The sequence below is a fragment of the Cellulomonas fimi genome, from assembly GCF_028527925.1.
GTDB lineage: Bacteria > Actinomycetota > Actinomycetes > Actinomycetales > Cellulomonadaceae > Cellulomonas > Cellulomonas fimi_C.
On the sequence record NZ_JAPESW010000002.1, the window covers coordinates 62807 to 84100 of the forward strand.

14 protein-coding genes are annotated in these 21294 nt (G+C 76.1%); 7 read left to right on the forward strand and 7 right to left on the reverse strand.

The window, feature by feature from the left end:
- Positions 1 to 212: 212 nt before the first annotated feature.
- The 3 genes from recC to recD all read left to right on the forward strand — a co-directional run bounded on the left by recC (position 213) and on the right by recD (position 9027).
- A complete protein-coding gene (recC, locus tag OMK64_RS01240) occupies positions 213 to 3605 on the forward strand; it encodes an exodeoxyribonuclease V subunit gamma (RefSeq protein WP_272726140.1) in 3393 nt (1130 codons plus the stop codon).
- Positions 3602 to 7078: a UvrD-helicase domain-containing protein gene (locus tag OMK64_RS01245; protein ID WP_272726141.1), complete on the forward strand. Its 3477-nt coding sequence runs from the start codon at positions 3602 to 3604 to the stop codon at positions 7076 to 7078. Before recC ends, OMK64_RS01245 begins: the two co-directional genes overlap by 4 nt.
- A gap of 128 nt (positions 7079 to 7206) precedes the next feature.
- The gene (gene recD, locus OMK64_RS01250) at positions 7207 to 9027 is read left to right on the forward strand and encodes an exodeoxyribonuclease V subunit alpha (RefSeq protein WP_272726142.1); all 1821 of its coding nucleotides are present in this window, start codon (positions 7207 to 7209) and stop codon (positions 9025 to 9027) included.
- 16 nt (positions 9028 to 9043) lie between these two features.
- Here the strand turns inward: recD and OMK64_RS01255 are convergent, their stop codons facing one another.
- The 3 genes from OMK64_RS01255 to OMK64_RS21175 all read right to left on the reverse strand — a co-directional run bounded on the left by OMK64_RS01255 (position 9044) and on the right by OMK64_RS21175 (position 11665).
- Positions 9044 to 9532 carry a GNAT family N-acetyltransferase gene (locus OMK64_RS01255; protein WP_272726143.1) on the reverse strand — a complete coding sequence of 163 codons (489 nt, stop codon included), beginning with the start codon at positions 9530 to 9532 and terminating at the stop codon, positions 9044 to 9046.
- Between the two features lie 200 nt (positions 9533 to 9732).
- Positions 9733 to 11169: a dicarboxylate/amino acid:cation symporter gene (locus OMK64_RS01260; protein ID WP_272726144.1), complete on the reverse strand. Its 1437-nt coding sequence runs from the start codon at positions 11167 to 11169 to the stop codon at positions 9733 to 9735.
- 184 nt (positions 11170 to 11353) lie between these two features.
- On the reverse strand, positions 11354 to 11665 hold the full coding sequence (locus tag OMK64_RS21175) for a putative leader peptide (protein WP_374694051.1): 312 nt from the start codon (positions 11663 to 11665) through the stop codon (positions 11354 to 11356).
- 3 nt (positions 11666 to 11668) lie between these two features.
- Between OMK64_RS21175 and OMK64_RS01265 the strand changes: the two genes are divergently transcribed.
- Positions 11669 to 12421 carry a DUF6345 domain-containing protein gene (locus OMK64_RS01265; RefSeq protein ID WP_272726145.1) on the forward strand — a complete coding sequence of 251 codons (753 nt, stop codon included), beginning with the start codon at positions 11669 to 11671 and terminating at the stop codon, positions 12419 to 12421.
- 13 nt (positions 12422 to 12434) lie between these two features.
- Complete coding sequence (locus tag OMK64_RS01270; protein ID WP_272726146.1) at positions 12435 to 13358, forward strand: hypothetical protein; 924 nt, start codon at positions 12435 to 12437, stop codon at positions 13356 to 13358.
- Positions 13359 to 13458: 100 nt separating this feature from the next.
- Here OMK64_RS01270 and OMK64_RS20810 read toward each other — a convergent pair whose 3' ends face one another.
- The gene (locus OMK64_RS20810) at positions 13459 to 14511 is read right to left on the reverse strand and encodes a matrixin family metalloprotease (protein ID WP_272726147.1); all 1053 of its coding nucleotides are present in this window, start codon (positions 14509 to 14511) and stop codon (positions 13459 to 13461) included.
- A 226-nt stretch (positions 14512 to 14737) separates the two neighbouring features.
- Here OMK64_RS20810 and OMK64_RS01280 point away from each other — a divergent pair, with 226 nt between their 5' ends.
- Entirely contained in the window at positions 14738 to 15769 is a 1032-nt protein-coding gene (locus tag OMK64_RS01280; protein WP_272726148.1) for a hypothetical protein, read from the forward strand.
- Positions 15770 to 15781: 12 nt separating this feature from the next.
- Here the strand turns inward: OMK64_RS01280 and OMK64_RS01285 are convergent, their stop codons facing one another.
- Positions 15782 to 17140: an FAD-binding oxidoreductase gene (locus OMK64_RS01285; RefSeq protein ID WP_272726149.1), complete on the reverse strand. Its 1359-nt coding sequence runs from the start codon at positions 17138 to 17140 to the stop codon at positions 15782 to 15784.
- A 217-nt stretch (positions 17141 to 17357) separates the two neighbouring features.
- Here OMK64_RS01285 and OMK64_RS01290 point away from each other — a divergent pair, with 217 nt between their 5' ends.
- Positions 17358 to 18233, forward strand: coding sequence for an alpha/beta fold hydrolase (locus tag OMK64_RS01290; RefSeq protein WP_272726150.1), 876 nt, complete (start codon positions 17358 to 17360; stop codon positions 18231 to 18233).
- A gap of 40 nt (positions 18234 to 18273) precedes the next feature.
- Here OMK64_RS01290 and gltD read toward each other — a convergent pair whose 3' ends face one another.
- The gene (gltD, locus tag OMK64_RS01295) at positions 18274 to 19746 is read right to left on the reverse strand and encodes a glutamate synthase subunit beta (protein WP_272726151.1); all 1473 of its coding nucleotides are present in this window, start codon (positions 19744 to 19746) and stop codon (positions 18274 to 18276) included.
- A 141-nt stretch (positions 19747 to 19887) separates the two neighbouring features.
- On the reverse strand, positions 19888 to 21207 hold the full coding sequence (locus tag OMK64_RS01300; protein WP_272726152.1) for an alkaline phosphatase: 1320 nt from the start codon (positions 21205 to 21207) through the stop codon (positions 19888 to 19890).
- Positions 21208 to 21294: the final 87 nt, after the last annotated feature.

Here is a 21294-nt window from a genome sequence, read left to right on the forward strand (position 1 = left end):
CATCCCGCCGGCGGGGCCGGCGGAGGTCGCGCACGGGTCGACGGGTGCGGGCCGCGGTCCGGTCGGCGGAGGGCCCGAGGTCCGGTCGGCCGAGTCGTCCGCGGGGACGGGCTGCGGTTGCCGAGCCGCCCACAGCCCGGCGGCGGGCAGGCGTCTCCCCAGGTCAGGCGGAGCGTCGGCGGGTGTCGGGCGCGGCCGCTAGCGTGACGGCCGTGGAGGGGACCAGGACGGCCGGCGCGCTGCGCGTGCACGTCGCGGAGCGCAGCGACGTGCTCGTCGACGCGCTCGCGTCGGTGCTCGCGCAGGCGCCGCCCGACCCGTTCGCGCCCGACGTCGTGCTGGTCCCGACGCGCGGCGTGGAGCGGTGGGTCGCGCAGCGCCTGTCGCACCAGCTCGGCGCGGGACCGGACGGTGACGGCATCTGCGCGAACGTCCGCTTCTCCTCCCCCGCCCGTGCGGTGTCCGACGTGCTCGCGCGCGTGCTCGGGGTGTCGCCCGACGACGACCCCTGGGCGCCCGAGCGTGTCGCGTGGCACGTGCTCGGCGTCCTCGACGACGCCCGCGACGACCCCCGGCTCGTGACGCCCGTCGGCCACCTCGGGGACCCGCACGACGACGTCCGCCAGGGCCGGCGCCTGCGGCTCGCGCAGCGGCTCGCCGGGCTGCTCGCCTCGTACGACGCGCAGCGGCCCGACGTCGTGCGCGCCTGGGCGCAGGGCCGGGACGAGGACGGCACCGGAGCACCCCTGCCGGCCGACCTCGCGTGGCAGGCGCACCTCTGGCGGCTCGTGCGGGAGCGCGTCGGTGCGCCGTCGCCCGCGCAGCGTCTCGACGACGCGCTCGCGGCGCTGACCGCCGACCCGGAGATCGTCGACCTCCCCCGACGGCTCTCGGTGCTCGGAGCCACGCGTCTGCCCGACGCGCACGTGCGGGTCCTGTCCGCGCTCGCACGGCACCGGGACGTGCACCTGTGGCTGCCGCACCCGTCGCTCACGCTGTGGCGCGAGGTCGCGGACGTCGCGCCGACCGACCCGCACCGGCGCGCGCTGCCCGTCGTCGCGTCGCACCCGCTGCTCGCGTCGATGGCGGGCGACGCGGTCGAGCTCCAGGTCCGGCTGGCGCCGCTCGCGCCCGTCGTGTCGTTGCACGGCGCCCCCGCACCGCCCGCGACCGTGCTGGGCGCGCTCCAGGCCAGGATCCGCGCCGACGCGGCTGCGGGACCGCGCGAGCAGGTCGACCCCGACGACCGGACCGTGCAGGTGCACGCGTGCCACGGCCGTCACCGGCAGGTCGAGGTGCTCCGCGAGGCCGTGCTCGGGCTGCTCGCCGACGACCCGACGCTCGAGCCGCGGGACGTCGTCGTGATGTGCCCGGACGTCGAGGCGTTCGCCCCGCTCGTGTCGGCCACGTTCGGCGACACCGGACCGGCGGTCTCCGGCGGGGAGCACCCGGGCCGCGGTCTGCGCGTCCGCGTCGCCGACCGTGCCCCCGCGCGCGCCAACCCGCTGCTCACGTTCGTCGCGACCCTGCTGGAGCTCGCGGGCTCGCGCGTGACGGCCTCCGCCGTGGTCGACCTCGCGGGCCTCGAACCCGTGCGGCGCAGGTTCGCGCTCGACGACGTCGCGCTCGACCGGCTGCGGTCCTGGGCGCTGCAGGCGGGCGTGCGCTGGGGCGAGGACGTGACGCGGCGCGAGCGCTACCGACTCGGCACGGTGGCGCAGGGCACGTGGGCGGGCGCGCTCGACCGCCTGCTCCTCGGCGTCGCGATGGCCGAGGAGGACCAGCGCTACGTCGGCGCGGTGCTGCCCGTGGACGACGTCGACAGCACCGACGTCGACCTGGTCGGCCGTGTCGCGGAGCTGCTCGACCGGCTCACCGGCGTGCTGCACGAGCTCGACGGCACGCGGGCCGCCGGCGCCTGGATCGACACGGTCGAGCGTGCGCTGCGGCTGCTCACGGACGTGGCACCGCAGGACCGCTGGCAGCAGGTGGAGGCCGCTCGCGTGCTCGGCGAGGTCCGGCTCACGGCCGACCGCGACGTGCGCGACCTGCGGCTCCCGGACCTGGTCGCGCTGCTCGAGCCGCACCTGCGCGGCCGGCCCACGCGTGCCGGCTTCCGCACCGGCGCGCTGACCGTGTGCTCGCTCGAGCCGATGCGTGCGGTCCCCCACCGCGTCGTCGTGCTGCTCGGCATCGACGACGGCGTGTTCCCCCGCGGCAGCGGCCGCGACGGCGACGACCTGCTCGCGCGCGACCCGCTCGTCGGCGAGCGCGACAGGCGCACCGAGGACCGGCGCCTGTTCCTCGACGCGGTCACGAGCGCGACCGAGCACCTCGTCGTGCTGCACTCGGGGGCCGACGAGCGCACGGGGGCACCGCGGCCACCCGCCGTGCCCGTCGGCGAGCTGCTCGACGCCCTCGACGCCGCCGTCGACCTCGGCGACGGCCGGGACGCGCGTGCGCACCTCGTCGTGCACCACCCGCTGCAGACGGTGGACGAGCGCAACTTCGTCGCGGGCGCGCTCGGTCGTCCGGCGCCCTTCAGCTTCGACGCGCTCGATCTCGCCGCCGCACGTGCCGGCCGCGGCGAGCGTGTCGCTCGCGGCGCGTTCGTGCCCGAGCCGCTGCCGCCCGCCGAGCCCGTCGACGACGTCGGCGACCTGGCCGAGATCCTCACCCACCCCGTCCGCGCGTTCGTGCGCCGCCGGCTGCGCGCGGTGCCCCCGCGGGAGGCCGAGCAGCTCGACGACCGGCTGCCGCTCGAGCTCGACCCGCTCGAGCGCTGGGACGTCGGGCGTCGGCTGCTCGAGGCCACCCTCGACGGGGCGACGCTCGACGACGCGGTCGCGGCCGAACGACGTCGCGGGCACGTGCCGCCCGGGACGCTGGGCGGGACGACGCTCGCCGGCGTCGCAGAGTCCGTGCGGCCGCTGCTCGACGCCGTCGGCACCTGGCGCGTCGGCGAGGCCCGCACGCGGGACGTGCGCCTCTCCCTGCCCGGCGGTCGCTCGCTCGCGGGGACCGTCGGCCCGTTCCACGACGACGCGCTGGTGACCGCCGTCTACTCCCGGCTCGCCCCGAAGCACCGGCTGCGCGCCTGGGTGCTGCTCCTCGCGGCGGCAGCGGACGACAGGTCCGACGCGGCCACCCTGACGGCGGTGACCGTCGGGCGCGGGCCCGGTGGCGGGGCGCGGGTGTCGGAGCTCCGGTCGCCCGGTCGCGCGGAGGCGGCGTCGATCCTCGCCGACCTCGCCGACCTGGCCGACGCCGCGCTGCGCGAACCCCTGCCGCTGCCGCTCGCGACCAGCGCCGCGTACGGGCACGCCCGGTGGTCCGACCAGACGGCCGAGGACGCGCTCGCCGCCGCGCGCAAGGAGCTCGGCACGCTGGACGACAGCCGCAACGGACGCGGCGGCTTCGAGGTCGCCGAGACGTCTCACGCGCTCGTCTGGGGCGAGGGTTTCACGCTCGACGCCATCGCAGGCGTGCCGTCGACGGCCGACGCCACGCGGTGGCCCGACGACCCGACCCGGTTCGGCGCGCTGTCACGGACGCTCTGGGACCCGATGCTCACGCACGAGACGATCTCGATGGTGGTCGCATGAGCCGCCTGTTCGACGTCTGCGGCCCGCTGCCGACCGGGACGGTCGTGCTCGAGGCGAGCGCGGGGACCGGCAAGACGACGACGATCGCGTCGCTCGCCGCGCGGTACGTGGCGGAGGGCGTCGCCCGGCTGCCGGAGCTCATGCTCGTCACGTTCGGCCGTGCCGCGACCGCCGAGCTCCGCGACCGCGTGCGCGGGCGGCTCGTCGAGGTCGAGCGCGCGCTGCGCGACCCCGCGGCGGCCGCGTCGGGCGACGAGGTCGTGCGGCACCTCGCGACGACCGGCTCCGCCGAGCTCGCGCTGCGGAGGTCCCGGCTCGCGCGCGCCCTGTCGGAGGTCGACGCCGCGACCATCACGACCACGCACGGCTTCTGCCAGCAGATGCTGGCGGTGCTCGGCACCGTCGGCGACGTCGACCACGACGCGACGCTGCTGCCCGACGTCGCCGACCTCGAGGCGGAGGTCGTCGACGACCTCTACCTGCGCAAGTACGCGGGCGCCGAGAGCGCCGTGCTCGACGTCGCGACGGCGCGGACCGTGGCCCGGGCCGCGGTCAGCGACCACGCGGCGACGCTCCAGCCGGACGACGCCGCCGCCGGCTCCGCCGCCCAGCACCGGTACGGCCTCGCACGTGCCGTCCGCGACGAGCTCGGTCGCCGCAAGCGCGCCCGCCGCGTCGTCGACTACGACGACCTGCTCGTGCTGCTGCGCGACGCGCTCGCGCACCCGGTGACCGGCCCGGCCGCCGTCGAGCGGGTGCGGGGCCGCTACCGCGTGGTCATGGTCGACGAGTTCCAGGACACCGACCCGGTGCAGTGGGACATCCTGCGGCTCGCGTTCCACGGCAGCCGCACGCTGGTCCTCATCGGTGACCCGAAGCAGGCGATCTACGCCTTCCGCGGGGCCGACGTCGCGACCTACCTGCGTGCGGCGCAGACCGGCGACGCCCAGACGCTGGGGCGCAACTGGCGGACCGACGGGCCGGTCATCGACGGACTCGCACCGATCCTGCGCGGTGCCGCGCTCGGCGACCCGCGCATCGTCGTGCACCCCGTGACGGCCGCCCGCACCGGACGCCGGCTCGACGGCGGACCGCCCGTCGTGCTGCGGCAGGTCACGCGCGACGCGGTGGGCGCCACTCCCGGCAAGCAGCCGGCGGTCGGCAAGGTGCGCGAGCTCGTCTACCGCGACGTCGCCGCCCAGGTCGTGCGCACGCTCGAGCAGACGCGGCTCACCGACGCCCCGGGAGGGACGACGCGACCCGTCCGGCCCGCCGACGTCGCGGTGCTCGTGCGCACCAACGCCGAGGCGCTCGCGGTCCACGGCGCGATCGTCGGTGCGGGCGTCCCCGCGGTCATCTCCGGGCTGGCCAGCGTCTTCGGCAGCGCATCGGCGACCGACTGGCTCACCCTCCTGACCGCGCTGACCCGGCTGGCGGACAGCCGCACCGTCGCGGCCGCGGCGCTCACGCCGTTCGTCGGCTGGGACGCCACGCGACTCGCGCTCGCGAGCGACGACGACCTCGACGCGCTCGCCGACCTCGTGCGCGGGTGGGCGCACGTGCTCGACGAGCACGGTGTCGCCGCCCTCCTGGAGGCCACCGCCGCGGCGGGGCTGCGCGAGCGGCTGCTGCGCGGACCCGACGGCGAGCGGCGGCTGACGGACCTGCGGCACGTCGCCGAGGCCCTGCACGAGGCCGCGCTCGACGGCGGGCTCGGCGCGTCGGCCCTCACCGAGTGGCTGCGGGCACGCATCGACGAGGCCGCCGTCGACTACGCCGAGGAGCGCAGCCGCCGGCTCGAGACCGACTCCGCGGCCGTGCAGGTCATCACCGTGCACGCGAGCAAGGGCCTGCAGTTCCCCGTCGTGCTCGTGCCGTTCGCGTGGAACCGGTGGTCGCCACGCTCGCCGGAGATCCTGCGGTTCCACCAGGACGACGAGCGCGTGCTCCACGTCGGCGGCCCGGGCAGCCCCGGCTACGCCGACGCCCTCGCGCGGCACGAGGCCGACGAGTGCGGCGAGGACCTGCGGCTCGCGTACGTCGCGCTCACGCGCGCCCACTCGCAGGTGGTCCTGTGGTGGGCGCCGAGCGCCAACTCCTCGACATCGGCGCTCAGCCGTCTGCTGCTCGCGCCGCGCGACGACCACGGCACGCCCGCCGCACGGGTCACCGTGCCGAACGACGCCGCTGCGAGCGCACGGTTCGCGGCGCTCGCGGACTCCTCGGGCGGGACGCTCGTGCACGAGGTCGTCGACCGCGCCCCGGACACGGTGCGATGGCGTCCCTCCCTTCCGCCCGCCGCCGACCTCGGCGTCGCGGTGCTGGGTCGCGAGGTCGACCTCGGCTGGCGGCGCACGTCCTACTCCGGGCTGACCGCGCACGCTCACCACGCGGGTGTCGGCGACGAGCCCGAGAACCCCGGGATCCAGGACGAGCCCGACGGCGACCCGACCGCCGCCGCCCGCGACGCCGCCGGGACGCTCGGCGCCGCCGGCACGATCGACGTCGACGCTGCGCTGCGCGGCGTGCCGTCGACCATGGCGGACCTTCCCGGCGGGACGGCGTTCGGCACCCTGACGCACGCCGTCCTCGAGCACGTCGACACGCACGCGGCCGACCTGCGCGCGGAGGTCGTCCAGGCCTGCCGCGCGACCGGGCTCGCCACCCCGCTCGGTGTCGCCCCGGAGGTGCTCGCCGACGCGCTCCTCCCGGCGCTGCACACACCGCTCGGGCCGCTCGCCGGCGGCCGCACCCTGGCCGACGTGGCCCCGGCGGACCGGCTCGCCGAGCTCGAGTTCGAGCTCCCCCTCGCCGGCGGCGACGAGATCGCCGAGCCCCGCGCAGCCGCCGGCGCGCAGTCCGGCCGTGAGGCGGCGAGTCACGCCACGGCCCACGGGCGCGAGGCCCGAGCGGACGGGCGTGACGGTCGAGGGGACGTGCGCGCCGCCGGCTCGCTCCATGACGTCGCGGACCTCCTGCGCCGGCACCTGCCGTCCGACGACCCGTTCTCCGGGTACGCCGACCGGCTCGACGGCGACCTCGCCGGGACGCGGCTGCGCGGCTACCTCACGGGCAGCATCGACGCCGTCCTGCGCGTGCCGGACGGGGACGGGCACCGGTACCTGGTCGTCGACTACAAGACGAACCGCCTCGCGCCGCACGACGAGCCGTTGACCACCTGGCACTACCGGCCGGACGCGCTGGTCCGCGCGATGACCGACTCGCACTACCCGCTGCAGCTGCTGCTGTACTCGGTCGCACTGCACCGCTACCTGCGGTGGCGCCTGCCCGGCTACTCCCCCGACCGGCACCTCGGCGGTGGCCTGTACCTGTTCGTCCGCGGCATGGTCGGGGCGAGCACCCCGGTCGTCGACGGCGTCCCGACCGGAGTCATGTCGTGGCGCCCTCCGCCGCCGCTCGTCGTCGCCCTCTCCGACCTCCTGGCCCACGGCCCCGGGGAGGTGGCGTCGTGAGCGCGAGCGAGCCGGAGACGAGCGCTGTGAGGGGTGCAGGCGGGTCGGGGACGAGTGCTGCCGTGAGCGCGAGCGGGTCGGGCGCGAGTGCTGCGGTGAGCGCGAGCGGGTCGGAGACGCGTGCTGCCGTGAGCGCCCCGGTGTGGGACGGCGACCCGGACCCCCGCGTGCCGTGGCGCGTCGACGGTCTGCTCGCGCGGTTCGTCGCGGCGGGCGCCCTCGTGTCGGCGGACGTGCACGTCGCTCGTCGGCTCGGTGCGATCGGCGGTGAGGAAGACGAGCGGGTGCACCTCGCGGTCGCGCTGGCGGTCGCGTCGGTGCGGTCCGGCTCGGTGTGCGTCGACCTGGCCTCGGCGCCCGCGGCGGTCGCGACGGACCTGGGCGACCGCGACCCGGACGGCGCGGCAGACCTCCCGTGGCCGACGCTCGACGGTCCCGACGGATGGCGTGCGGCGGTCCGACGCAGCCCGCTCGTCGCGGACGGCGCGACGGGCCCGGACGACCGGCCGGTCCGCCTCGTCGACGACCGCGTGTACCTGGACCGGTACTGGCGCGACGAGCTCACCGTCCGCCGCGCGGTCGAGGCCCGCGTCCGCACGACGCTGCCGGTCGACCGGTCGCACCTCGAGGACGTGGTGCGGCGACTGTTCCCCGACGACGCCGACGCGCAGCAGCGTGAGGCCGTCCGCGTCGCGTCCGGCTCGCTGCTCACGGTCCTCACCGGCGGCCCGGGGACGGGGAAGACGACGACGGTCGCCCGCCTCGTCGCCGCGCTCCAGGCCGTGGCCGGTCCGGACCTGCGGGTCGCGCTCGCGGCACCCACGGGCAAGGCGGCCTCGCGCCTGCAGGAGTCGGTGAACGCCGAGGTGGCAGGCCTGGCCGACGCCGACCGGGATCGCGTGGGCACGCTCGGCGCGTCGACGCTGCACCGCCTGCTCGGCCGGCGGCCCGGCTCCTCGACCCGGTTCCGGCACGACCGGACGCGACGCCTCCCCTACGACGTCGTGGTGGTCGACGAGTCGTCGATGGTGTCGCTGCCCCTCATGGCGCGGCTCGTCGAGGCCCTGCGACCCGAGGCCCGGCTGGTGCTCGTCGGCGACCCCGACCAGCTCGCGAGCGTCGAGGCGGGCGCGGTCCTCGGCGACCTCGTGGAGGCGCTGCACGGCCGGGCGGTCGTGCGGCTCACCCGCACGCACCGGTTCGGGCACGAGCTCGGCGGCCTCGCTGCCGCGATCCGGGAAGGTGACGCGGACCGCACGCTCGCGCTGCTGCGCGCCGGCGGCGTGCACGTGCACCTCACGGAGACGGCGGGCGACGTCGCGTCCCCGCACGAGCTCGCCGGGCTGCGACGCGACCTCGAGGACGCAGGTCGGGCGCTCGTCGCGGCCGCACGTGACGGGGACGCCACCGGGGCGTTGCGCGCGCTCGGTCAGCACCGCCTGCTGCTCGCGCACCGCGAGGGGCCGGCGGGCGTCGCGCACTGGGCGGCGCAGGCGGAGGCCTGGGTCGACGGTGTGACCGGCGGGCGCCCCGACGACGGCCCGTGGACGCCGGGGCGGCCGCTGCTCGTGACGGAGAACGACGCGACGAGCGGCCTGTCGAACGGCGACACCGGCGTGGTCGTCCGCGAGCCCGGCGTCGACGGAGCCGACGACGCGGTCGTGGTGGCGTTCGGCGACGCCGAGCGGCCGCACCTCGTGAGACCGCACCGGCTGCCTGCCGTGCAGACGGTGCACGCGATGACCGTGCACCGCGGGCAGGGCAGCCAGTTCACGCGCGTCACGGTGCTCCTGCCGCCCGCGACGTCACCCCTGCTCACGCGCGAGCTGCTGTACACGGCCGTGACGCGCGCTCGGGACTCGGTGCACGTCATCGGGTCGGAGGCCGCGGTGCGTGCCGCGGTCGAGCGCCCGGTCCGGCGCGCGAGCGGCCTGCGGCACGCGCTCTAGCCGGTCCCCGGTGCCCCTACGCGAGGCCGAGGTCCCGGCGCAGGAAGACGCTGTGCGGGTCGAGCACGTAGTCGGCGAAGGGCGGGCACTCGACGAAGTCCGCGCGGGCGTAGAGGCGACGGGCCGCCGCGAAGTAGTCCTGGGTGCCCGTCTCGAGCAGGACGCTGCGGTAGCCACGGAGCGTCGCCTGCGCGAGCGCGTGGTCCAGCAGCGCAGCGCCGACGCCCTGCCCGCGAGCCGCGGGCGCGGTCCGCATGGACTTGAGCTCCGCCGATCCGCCACCGAGGGCCTTGAGCGCGACGGTGCCGAGCAGAGCCCCGCCTCCGTCGCGCGCCGTCCAGAAGGTGATCGCCGGGTCGGTCAGGGCGGCGGGGTCGAGCGCGTGGACGGACTCGGCGGGCGACGTCGCGTACATGTCGGCGAGGTGCTCCTCGAGCAGCGCGAGCACGTCGGGCCGCAGCGGGTCGTCGGCGTCGATTCTCAGGACGGTGGTGGGCACAGGCACGCTCCTCGCGACGGTCCACCGACGGGCGGGTCGCTCCGCGGTGGCGCGGGTCGTCGGTGCGGCCACATCGTCGCGCGGCCGTGTGTCGCGCGTGTTGCACGCGCCGCACAGCTGCGCGCCCGCCCCGGTGGCCGTGTGCACGACGACGCCCGGTCGCCCCTCGCTGACGGAGGGGCGGCCGGGCGCGTGGTGGACCGACGTCAGGACGCCGTGACGGGCTCCCGCGGGGTCGGCACGACGGTCGCGTCGCGGACCGCGTCGTCGGCCTCGGTGGCCTCGTCGACGTCGTCGGCGAGCAGGTTCGCCGTCGACGCGGACGTGTACCGCTCGACGTCGAGGATGCCCTCGCGCTTGGCGACGACGGTCGGCACGAGCGCCTGACCCGCGACGTTGACCGCGGTGCGGCCCATGTCGAGGATCGGGTCGATCGCGAGGAGCAGGCCGACACCGGCGAGCGGCAGGCCGAGCGTCGACAGCGTGAGGGTCAGCATGACGACGGCACCGGTGAGGCCGGCGGTCGCGGCGGACCCGACGACGGACACGAACGCGATGAGGACGTAGTCCGTCACCGACAGGTCCACGCCGAAGATCTGCGCGACGAAGATCGCGGAGATCGCCGGGTAGATCGAGGCGCAGCCGTCCATCTTGGTCGTGGCGGCGAGCGGCACCGCGAACGAGGCGTAGGAGCGCGGCACGCCGAGGTTGCGCTCGACGACGCGCTGCGTCACGGGCAGCGTGCCGACGGACGACCGCGACACGAACGCGAGCTGGATCGCCGGCCACGCACCGCGGAAGAAGGCGCCGATGCCGAGGCCGTTGGTCCGCAGGATCACCGGGTAGACGACCAGCAGGACGACGGCGAGCCCGACGTAGATCGCGGCCGCGTAGGTGCCGAGCGGTGCGAGCAGGTCCCACCCGTAGGTCGCGACGGCCTTGCCGATGAGGCCGAGCGTGCCGAGCGGCGCGAGGCGGATGACCCACCACAGCACCTTCTGCACGACGGCGAGCGCGGACCGGTTGAACGCGAGGAACGGCTGCGCGGCCTTGCCGGTGCGCAGCGCGGCGATGCCGACGACGAGCGCGACGACGACGATCTGCAGGACGTTGAACGACACCGAGGTGCTGGCCTCGACGGCGCCGTCGGCACCGGTCGTGACCTGCGTGCCGGCGCCGATCCCGAGCCAGTTGCCGGGGATGAGGCCCTTGAGGAAGTCGAGCCAGGAGCCGCTCGCGCCGGCCTCGAACCCGTCCTCGGGGCTGAGGGTCGAGCGCGCGCCGGGCTGCAGCAGCAGGCCGAGGCCGATGCCGACGCCCACGGAGATCGCGGCGGTGATCGCGAACCACAGGAGCGTCTGCCAGGCGAGGCGCGCGGCGTTGGTGACGCGCTCGAGGTTCGCGATCGAGGTGACGATCGCGAGGAACACGAGCGGCGGGACGATCGCCTTGAGGAGCGTGACGAACGACGACCCGATCGTGTCGAGCGTCGTGGTCAGCCAGTTGGGCTCGCCGGAGGGCGTCTCGCCCATCTGCAGCGCGATCCAGCCGAGGAGCACGCCGAACCCGAGGCCGAGCAGGACCTGGACGGTGAAGGAGGGGAACCGCAGCCGGCGCTTGCGCTGCGTGGTGGTGTCAGACACGGGGATGAGGCCTTTCCGGGGCGCAGGCGCGCCGCGAGGGAGGTCCGTGAGGGACGCGTCGGGGGGACGGAGCCAGGTCGGCGGGCGACGTGGCGGGGACCGGCGGGACGTGGCCGGCCGGGGTCAGGACCGCGCGTGCGGCGCCGAACCCGTTTCAGGGACCGTGCGAGGTCCGAGGGGCGGGTCAGCGACCCGCGGTGCGGTGCGGCCGCCGACAGAGCGCGCTGGCGACCCGACGCAGGTCGACGGCACGGCGCTCGGTCAGGTGCAGGCTCACGCGCGGCAGCTCCAGGTGAGGGGGCGACGACCGCTCGTCTGCGGCCACAGTGCGCAACCGACCGCCGGCCACGACTGTTCCCTGTACCCGCCAGGGAGCTGCCGATGAGGCGGACGTCACAGGCAAGCGCCTACCGACCGGATCACCCGGCGGCACCCGTATCGCCCCGCGCTGCGACCGCTCCTGCCACCCGAACGCACGCTCGACGACAGGGGGCATCTCATGGCAGCGACGTTCGGGGTGGAGGCCATCCGGCACTTCGGCAACGCACGGGCGAACGGCGTCTCCACCGCCGCGGACCTCACCTACACCTTCAACCGCAGCAACGGGTTCGACGACGAGCTCCGCAGCGCGGGCCACACGCGGGCCTGGTACTGGTCCGAGCAGGACGTGTGGGAGAACGACATCCAGGACACGAGCGGCGGCGGTGACGACCGCACGTGGGTCGACGACGTCGACCTGTTCTGGATCGAGACGCACGGCAACCACACGGCGGACGGCCAGGCCCGGCTGCTGTACGACGTGCCGCGCGACCAGTGGCGCACGTTCTCGGGCACGTGGGAGCTCGGCGAGGACTGGAACGCGGAGTGGGTCATGGCCTACTCCTGTGACACCGCGCCGCTCGGCACCCTCACGGGGCTGTGGAACATCTTCAACCGCCTGCACCTGTACTGCGGGGCGTGGGAGGAGATGTGGGACGGCATCACCACCGACGAGTGCGGCGAGGACGTCGCGAACAACCTCACCGACGGCGACACCGTGTCGTCGGCGTGGATCGACGGCGTCTCCGACTGGTGGGTCGACAACCACCCCGTCGTCGTGGGACCGGCGACGTCGCAGACGTGGAACGGCGGCAACGTCATCTGGTCGCTGAGCCCGCACAACCGCGACCACCTGTGGGGCCACGGCTCGGTGTCCCCCGACCTGTCACCGTCCCAGCAGGGCTGCCTGCTGTGGCGCTGGGCCGAGGGCTGAGAGGGAGAAGGACATGACCACGACGAAGGACCTGACCGAGCGCCTGACGGGGCTCGTGGGCGAGGTGCCGGACGTGACGGAGGTCGTCGAGCTGGCGTCGCCCGGCCCGGAGGCGTTCGTGAGGCGCAACGAGAAGCTGTTCGCCGACCTGGCCGAGGCGGCGGGGATCCCGCTCGACGCGTCGCAGGGCGGCCTGCGGCTGGCCGACCGCTCCGTGTACCGGGGCGAGGACGGCGGGCGCGCCGTGACGTTCCACGCCTCCGGCGCGCTGACGCTGCACGCGGGGGTCGACCCGCTCGACGACCTGTTCGACGAGGTGCTCCCGGACGAGAAGCTCCGCGGTCTGGTGGACGACCAGGTCGCCCGTCTCGGGCTCGCATCGCTCGTCGACCGCGAGGACACGCTCACGTTCGAGCGGCTCTGGAAGCTCAAGGCGGCCGGTGCCGACCGCGAGGGGAAGGTCAGCGAGCCCGTGCTGACGCGCGCCGTCGGCGCGTACCGGCACGCCGTCCGTGACCTGCCCGTCCTCGGGCGGGCGTCGGGGAGCGTGGAGGTGACCGGCTCCGGCCGGCTGTCGTCGCTCACGCTCACGCTGCGCCGGCTCTCCGGCGACGGCAGCGGCGCGACGCTCGACAAGGCCGTCTCGCGTCGTCCCGAGGACGCCGCGTCCGAGGTCGCCGCGCGCCTGTCCCGTCTGCTGGAGGGCCGCGAGGAGGACGTCCGGCTCGAGCCGCAGCTGTTCGCGTTCGGCTACCTGAGCCTCGGGCGGCGGCGGGCGCAGAGCGTGCTCGCGCCCATGTACGTGGCTGCGGTGACGGTCGACGGCGGCGAGGAGGCCGAGCGCTCGGCCCACGTCGTCGCGGTGGCCGGCAGCGAGAAGCAGTACCTGCGACTTCCCGTGGGGGTGCGCACCGCGGCGGAGCGACGCTCCGCCTGACGCACAGGGCGAGCGCCGCGGGCTCCCGGGGGGAGGGCCCGCGGCGCTCGTGCGTGCGGCGCGGCACCGCGCCCGGCCGCGCGACGGCCTGCCGCAGGCGTCAGAGCCAGGGCGCGCAGGGACCGCTGCCCAGCAGCGCGAGGCCCGTGAGGTCACCCGCCTGGAAGTCCGTGACCGACGGGTCCGTGCTGGGCGCCATGAGCTGGGTCGGGTCGTCGACGTGCCCGAGCCCGACGACGTGCGCGAGCTCGTGCATCGCGACCGCGCGCACCATCGCGTGCCCGTCCGGCTCCTCGAGCATCGCGCCGAGCTGCGTGGAGTCGAGCGACACGCTGCCCGACACGGCGACGCTCGGCCGGCCCGCGACCTCGAGCGCGACCGGCCCCGCGACACCCGCGACACCGCCCACGAGCCGCGCGTCCTCGGACTCGTCCGACCAGGCGACGAGGACGGGCGCCCACCGGTCGCCGTAGCGGTCCGGCTGGTAGGGCGCGCGATCCTCCGACGGCTGCTCGTCCGTGTCGCCGTCCGCGACGAACACGAGCCCGGTCGCGCGGCTCAGGCGTTCGACCGCCTCCTCGATCACCGCGCGACCGCCGGGCGGCTCGCCGTCGGGCCGGACGACGTAGTGGACGGGACGGCACGGGCTCCACGCGACGGGTGTCCGCCCGTCGGCCTGCGTCTGGAGGTACGCGTACGAGCGGCCGACCTGCGCGAGCGACGGCGGCCGACCGATCGGCTCGCCCGACTCCTCGAGACCCGTAGGCGGGACGACCGGCGCACGCACCAGACCGCCGACGACGGCGTCGAGCCACGGGGAGCCGTGCACCACGGGCGCGAGCACGCGCTGCGCGTCGTGGACCAGGCCGGGTCCGAACGTCGTCACCGCGAGCCCGAGGACGACCCCGAGCGCGAGCGTGCTGGGGACCGGGCTGCCTGCCCGTCGACGCGTCCGTCGCGCCTCGGGTCGCACCGCCCGTCCGGGAGCCGGTGCGCTCACCCCGTCGGGCGCGGTCCCGGCGAGGGCGATCGACTCGACGGCCGGGGCGGCCGGCTGGGAGGGCAGCACGGGCGCCGCACCGTCGAGCGTCGTGGCCCGCGAGCCGGCCTGCCGCGCGCGGGCCGCACGCTCGTCGAGGACCCACTGGGGCACGCGACCGCTCGGCGACGTCGGCACGTCGCGCGGGAGCGGTCGGGACCCCTCGGCGGTCACATCCTGCGCATCGACCGCGCGGAGCTGCACGTGAGACGCCGGAGCACGACGCCACCCGTCCGCCGCAGGACCGGCGCCCCGGGCCCCGGCGGCCCGCGCCCGCGCTCGTCACCCACCGCTACCTCCTGCGGTTGCCCGCGGTCGGCGTCCGCAGGACGCTCGCGTCATGCCCGAACCCGCAGGAACCGGAACGACGGACGCCGCGGGCACCGCGGCGGTCACCCCGCCGCGGACGCGGGTGGGGGGCCCCACCCACGTCGGCACCGCGACCACCGACCCCGTCGCCCGGGCGACGTACCGCCTGCTGCGCATCCTCCTGGTCGCGCTGCCCGTCCTGCTGCTCGTCGCGTCGTTCCTCGTGTGGGTGACCGGTGGACGCATCGAGCGGTCGATCAGCGACTACTACGACGGCGACCTGCGCGACGTGTTCGTCGCGATGCTCGCCGGCATCGCCGTCTGCCTGGTCGCCTACCGGGGGTTCCCGGCGGTCGAGGACTACACGCTCAACTGGGCGGGGTTCCTCGCGCTGATCGTCGCGTTCGTGCCCAACAGCCTCACGGCCGAGCTCGAGCGGCTCGACGGCGCGGCACGCACGCAGGCCGCGCTGCCCGCACGGATCGTGCTGACGTCCCTCCTGGTCGTGTCGGCGGCGGTGGTCCTCGTCGAGTGGCGGACGACCCGGGCGACCGTGCACGCCGCGCGGACGGCGCGCGACGGCGGCTGGGTGTTCTGGCTGATGACGGTCCTCGGGGCCGCGGTCGTCGGCCTGCTGGTCGTCCGCCTCGTGCAGCCGGGCACCACCTTCGCGTGGCTGCACGGCGCGGCGGCGATCGTGCTGATCGTGGGCCTCGCGCTCGCGGTCCTCAGCCACGGCTGGCCCGCGACCGACGCCGTCGCGGACCGGCGCTACCGCACCATCTACCTCACGGTGGCCGCGCTCATGGTCGCCGGGCTGGTGCTGTGGCCGGCACTCGAGCGCGCGGAGGTCGACGAGGCGGTCCTCGTCGTCGAGTGGTGGGAGATCGTGCTGTTCGTCGTCTTCTGGGTCACGGAGACGATCCGCACGTGGGACCCGGTCGCGATCGAGCCGCTGCACCTCCCCGACGAGCCCGGCACGCCCGTGCCGCCGCCGCTCGCACCGCCGCAGCGCCCCGCGCAGCCGCGGCAGCACGGGGCGCGACGGCACGTCGCACCCTGACGGCGCGGCCCGTCAGCCGGCGTCGACAGGTTCGGGCACGCGCGACCCGAGCACGTCGTCCGGGTCGTACCGGCGTCGGACCGCGTCCAGGCGTGCCGCGACGTCGGGCCGCCACCGGCCCGGGAGCCCGCCGCTCATGTTGGGGTTCGCCTCGTCGGCGAGCCACGGCCTGACGGCGGACAGCACGCGCTCGGCCGCGCCCGGGCCGACGCCGGCCGCCTCGGGGCCCACCGTCACGAGCCCGAGCGTGAACGCGGCGTCCCGGCCGGCGACCGCGTCCTCGCCCGCCGTGCGCGTCGCCGGCACGGGGGCGGCGACGTGGCGCAGCTCGACCGCGACGAACGGCTGGTCCGCGTGGGGGCCGACCGCGTCGAGCCACGCGTCGGCGAACCCGTCGCGGACGTGCGCGAGACCGGCGCCACCCGTCCAGACGGGCGCCGGCGTGGTCGGGTCGCCATGGATGCGGTCGGAGTCGCGGGCCGCGAGCGGGGCGAGGCCGTCGAGCAGCGCGGGGGCCAGCGCCCGCAGCGGGGCCGCGGCACGCTCGCCGTCGTCGGCCGGCCCGGGGCGCGCGAAGCGCAGCGAGAGGACCGTGCGTCCGCGCAGCGGTTCGGGCACCACGTCGATCGGCGGCATCCGGACCACCGCGGCGCTGGTCGTCGTCAGGTCGTCGGCGGTGGCCGTCCAGGCGAGCCAGCCGCGCAGCACGGCCTCGACGTGCTCGGTGTCGAACACGAGCGCCCCCGCGTACAGGTCGGGGACCTCGACGAGCGCGAGGCGCACGGCCACGACGACACCGGGCGCCGCCTTCCCGCCGCGCAGCGCCCACAGCAGGTCGGCGTGCTCGCCGTCGCCGGCCTCGACCACCTCGCCCGTCCCCGTGACGACCGTCGCCCCGACCAGCCGGTCGGAGCCGAATCCGTGGCTGCGTGCGAGCGGGCCGAGCCCGCCGCCGAGCAGGAAGCCGACGACCCCGACGTTCGACGACGAGCCCACGACCGGGACCAGCCCGTGCTCCGCGGTCCGCTCCACGACGGCGGCCCACCGCACCCCCGCGCCCACCGTCGCGGTGCGCGACGCCGGGTCGACGGCGACCTCGTCGAGCCGGCGCGTCGTGACGAGCACGCCCGAGGTGAGCGGCCGCTCGGCGCCGTGCCCGGTGGCCTGCACCCGCAGCGGCACGCCGTGCTCACGCGCGAGCCGCACCGCGGCGACGACGTCGGCCACGCCCGCCGCGCCCACCACGACGTCGGGACGGATGGGCACCGCGAGGTTGAAGGCGGCGACCTCCTCGTCGTACCCCGGCGCACCGGGGACGAGCACCGGACCCTGGACGTGCGCCGACAGTGCGTCAGCGAGGGTGCTCGACATGCGACCTCCAGACGACGTGGCCGGCGGACGGTCCGCGGCGACACCCTGCGACGCTCCCACGGACCACCGACACGCGACCAGGCCGCGTCCGGACCGCGCGCGGGCTGGCGGGCGGGTCCACGATGGCCCCGATGAGTTCCGGACGTGCGCGCGGTCTCCACCTCGAGCCGTCCGCAGCCGGGGACGGGCGACGACGACGCCGCGACAGGAGCGCACCATGACGACCACGACCGACACCCGCACGCTCGACGTCCCGGGCGCGACCCTCACCTACGACCTGCACGGCCCGCTGCCCACCGCGGACGGCGAGCCGCCGCTGCTGCTGATCGGGCAGCCCATGGACGCGAGCGGCTTCACGACGCTCGCCCGGCTCATGGCCGAGCGGACCGTCGTCACGTACGACCCGCGCGGGCTCGGCCGCAGCGCCCGCCACGACGGCTCCGCGGTCAACGACCCCGCCGTCCAGGCGGAGGACGTGCACGCGCTGGTGGAGGCGCTCGGCGCCGGTCCGGTCGACCTGTTCGGGTCGAGCGGCGGCGCGATCACGGGCCTCGCGCTCGTCGCCGCGCACCCGCACGACGTCCGCACGTTCGTGGCCCACGAGCCGCCGCTCGTCGAGCTCCTCCCCGACGCCGACAACGCGCGCGCGGCCGGCCGGCGGGTCGCCGAGGTGTACGCCGAGCGCGGCTGGGGCGCGGGCATGGCGACGTTCATGCTCGTCTCGTCGTGGCAGGGCCCGTTCCCCGACCGCTTCGCGCAGGACCCCGTGGACCCGGCGCAGTTCGGGCTGCCGACCGAGGACGACGGGTCGCGCGACGACCCGCTGCTCTCCGGCGTCTCCGACCCCGTCACGGCGTTCCGCCCGGACGTCGCGGCGATCACCGCGAGCCCGGCACGGGTCGTCGTCGCCGCGGGTGAGGAGAGCCGCGGCCTGCTGACCTTCCGTGCGACCGAGGCGCTCGCGGACCTGCTCGGTCAGGACCTCACGCTGTTCCCGAGCCACCACGGCGGGTTCCTCGGCGGCGAGCACGGGTGGGCCGGGCAGCCCGAGGCGTTCGCGGTGCGGCTGCGCGAGGTGCTCGCGACGGCCTGAGGCGACCGACCGGCGACCGTCCCGACGCACACGTCGCGCGTCAGACCCGCATCGCGACGCTGCTCGCCCGGACGGGGGCGGGCAGCGTCGTGCGTCCCGTGAGGTGCGCGTCGACGGCCGCCGCCGCGGCTCGGCCCTCCGCGATCGCCCACACGACGAGCGACTGGCCGCGCCCGCAGTCGCCCGCGACGAAGACGCCGGGCGTCGCGGTGGAGAAGTCGTCGGCGCGCACGAACGCGCCGCGCGCGTCGGTGGTCAGACCGAGCTGTTCCGCGAGGGCGCCGGTCTCCGGCCCCGCGAACCCGAGCGCGAGGACGACGAGCTGCGCGGGCAGCACCTGCTCGCTGCCGGCGACGGGCACGAACCGGCCGTCGACCTGCTCGACGTCGACGACGCGCACGCCGGCGACCCGGCCGTCGCCGTCGCCGTCGAGGCCCAGCGTGGACACCGCGAACCGGCGCTCGCCGCCCTCCTCGTGCGACGTCGAGACCGTGAACACCCGCGGGTGGGTGGGCCAGGGCTTGTCGGCGGGACGCTCGTCGGGCGGCTGGGCCAGGATCTCGAGCTGCACGACCGAGCGCGCGCCCTGGCGCAGGGCGGTGCCGACGCAGTCCGCGCCGGTGTCGCCGCCGCCGACGACGACCACGTCGAGACCGGTCGCGACAGGCGCCCCGGCGAGCGGCGAGCCCACGGCCGCGTGGTTGGCGGGCACGAGGAAGTCCATCGCGGGCATGACGCCGGCCAGGTCGCGACCGGGGACCGGCAGGTCACGCGGGACGGTCGACCCGGTCGCGACCAGGACCGCGTCGAACCGGCGGCGCAGCTCGTCGCCCGTGACGTCGCGGCCCACGTCGACGCCGCACCGGAACACGGTGCCCTCGGCGCGCATCACGTCGAGCCGACGCTCGACGACGGCCGCGGGCAGCTTGTACTCGGGGATGCCGAACCGCAGCAGGCCTCCGGGCGCGGCCGCGCGCTCCAGGACGGTGACGTGGTGGCCGGCGCGCGTGAGCTGCTGCGCGGCCGCGAGACCGGCGGGACCGGAGCCCACGACGGCGACCGTGCACTCGGTCATCCGACCCGGCACCTGCGGCACCACGAGGCCGCGGTCGAACGCCTCCTCCGCGATCGACAGCTCGACGTGGCGGATCGTGACGGGCGGCTCGTGGATGCCGAGCACGCACGCCGACTCGCACGGCGCCGGGCAGAGCCGGCCCGTGATCTCGGGGAAGTTGTTCGTCAGGTGCAGACGCTCGCTCGCGTCCTGCCACTGGCCGCGCCACGTGAGGTCGTTCCACTCGGGCATGACGTTGCCGAGCGGGCACGCGTGGTGGCAGAACGGCACGCCGCAGTCCATGCACCGCCCCGCCTGCCGGTGCAGCGACTCCAGGTGGGCCGCGTCCCCGACGGGGTGGCGGTGCACCTCGTCCCAGTCGAGGATGCGCACCGCCACCGGCCGGTCGGACGGCAGCTCGCGCACGCGCGTGGTGAGGAAGCCCCGGGGATCGGCCATGCGGGGACCGTAGGTCCGGGCCGGGGGCCGCCCGGCGGTCCAAGGTCCTAGACCCCGTCGCCGGGCCGCTCCGCGCGACCGCCGGCCGGACGGTGACGGCGACCGCGCCGGCCGGACGGCGACGGCGACCGCGCGCTCGTCCTAGCGCCGGCCGCCCATCGCGTCGCGCAGGACGACGAAGACGTCGGTGTTCGGCTGCGACCGTGCGAGCCGCTCGGCGCTCGGACCCTCCGCCGTGAGCGGCGTGGCGCCGCCCGTGTGCCCGCTGGTCGTCCAGTCGATCGTGAACTGCAGGTCCGTCCCGGCGACGGGGAACGGCCCGTCCTCGAGGCTCTGCAGCACCTCGGGCGACGTGCTCGCGGGGTCCCCGCTCTCGTCGTCCGCGTCGACGTTCTCGATGGCCAACCCGCCGGTCTCGTGGTCGCCGACGACCACGACGAGCGTGCCCGGGTGCCGCTTCGCGAACGCGTGCACGACCGCGACGGTGTCGTCGAGCGCCTGGCCGGCCTCGAGCGTCAGGGCGGCGTTGTTCGCGTGCGACATCTCGTCGACGCCCTCCTCCTCGACCATGAGGAAGAAGCCCTGCCGGTCGCGCGAGAGCACGTCGAGCGCCTTGCGGGTCATGTCGACGAGCGGCACGACGGGCGCGTACTCGTCGCCCTGTCCCTCGGGTGCCTGCTCGAACATCTCCTCGTTGGCGAACAGCCCGAGGATGCGCGGGGCGCGCGTCGCGGCGAGCTCGTCGGCCGTCGTCACGTACGCGTACCCGGACGCCTGCGCGCGCTCGACGAGGTTGCCCTGGTCGCTGCGGCTGACCTCGGGCCGCGGGTCTGCGGGGTCGTCGGGGTACGCGCCCTCGTCGCCCGCGGGGTACCACCAGTCCTCGCCGCCGCCGAGGATCACGTCGGGCCGCGACTCCTCGATCAGCTGCCCGGCGATCTCGGTCTGGTCGCCGCGGTCGGGCACGTGCGCGCCGAACGCGGCGGGCGTCGCGTCGGTGACCTGCGCGGTCGTGACGACGCCGGTCGACTTCCGCAGGGACTTCGCGTGCTCGAGCAGCGTGCGGACGGGGTTGCCGTCGACGTCGACGCTGACCGCGCCGTTGTAGCTGCGGACGCCGGTCGCGAACGCGGTGGCCGCGGCGGCCGAGTCGGTGACGGCCTCCTCGGGGTCGAGCGAGTCGGTGTGGGTCCAGCCCGCGTAGCGCAGCGAGTCCATCGCGGTCTCGCCGTCCTTGCCGACGGTGCTGAGCCGGATCGCCTCGCGCGCCGCGATGCTGAGCCCGTCGCCGACGATCAGCACGACGTTCTTGGCCGTGCGCGACGAGCCCCCGCGATCACCGCCCGTGACGTCCTGGTCGCCCGTCGTGAGGCCGCTCGTCACGAGCCCCCCGGTCGTGAGGCCCGCCGCGATCGCGGCCGCCCCGCCTGTCGCCATCCACCGTCGTGCGTGCGTGCGCATGGTGCCCCCTCGAACTTCGTCGTCCTCGGATGAGCCGGGCCCGTCGACGGACCCGGAAGCGCCCATGCTGGGACGGATCTATCCGTC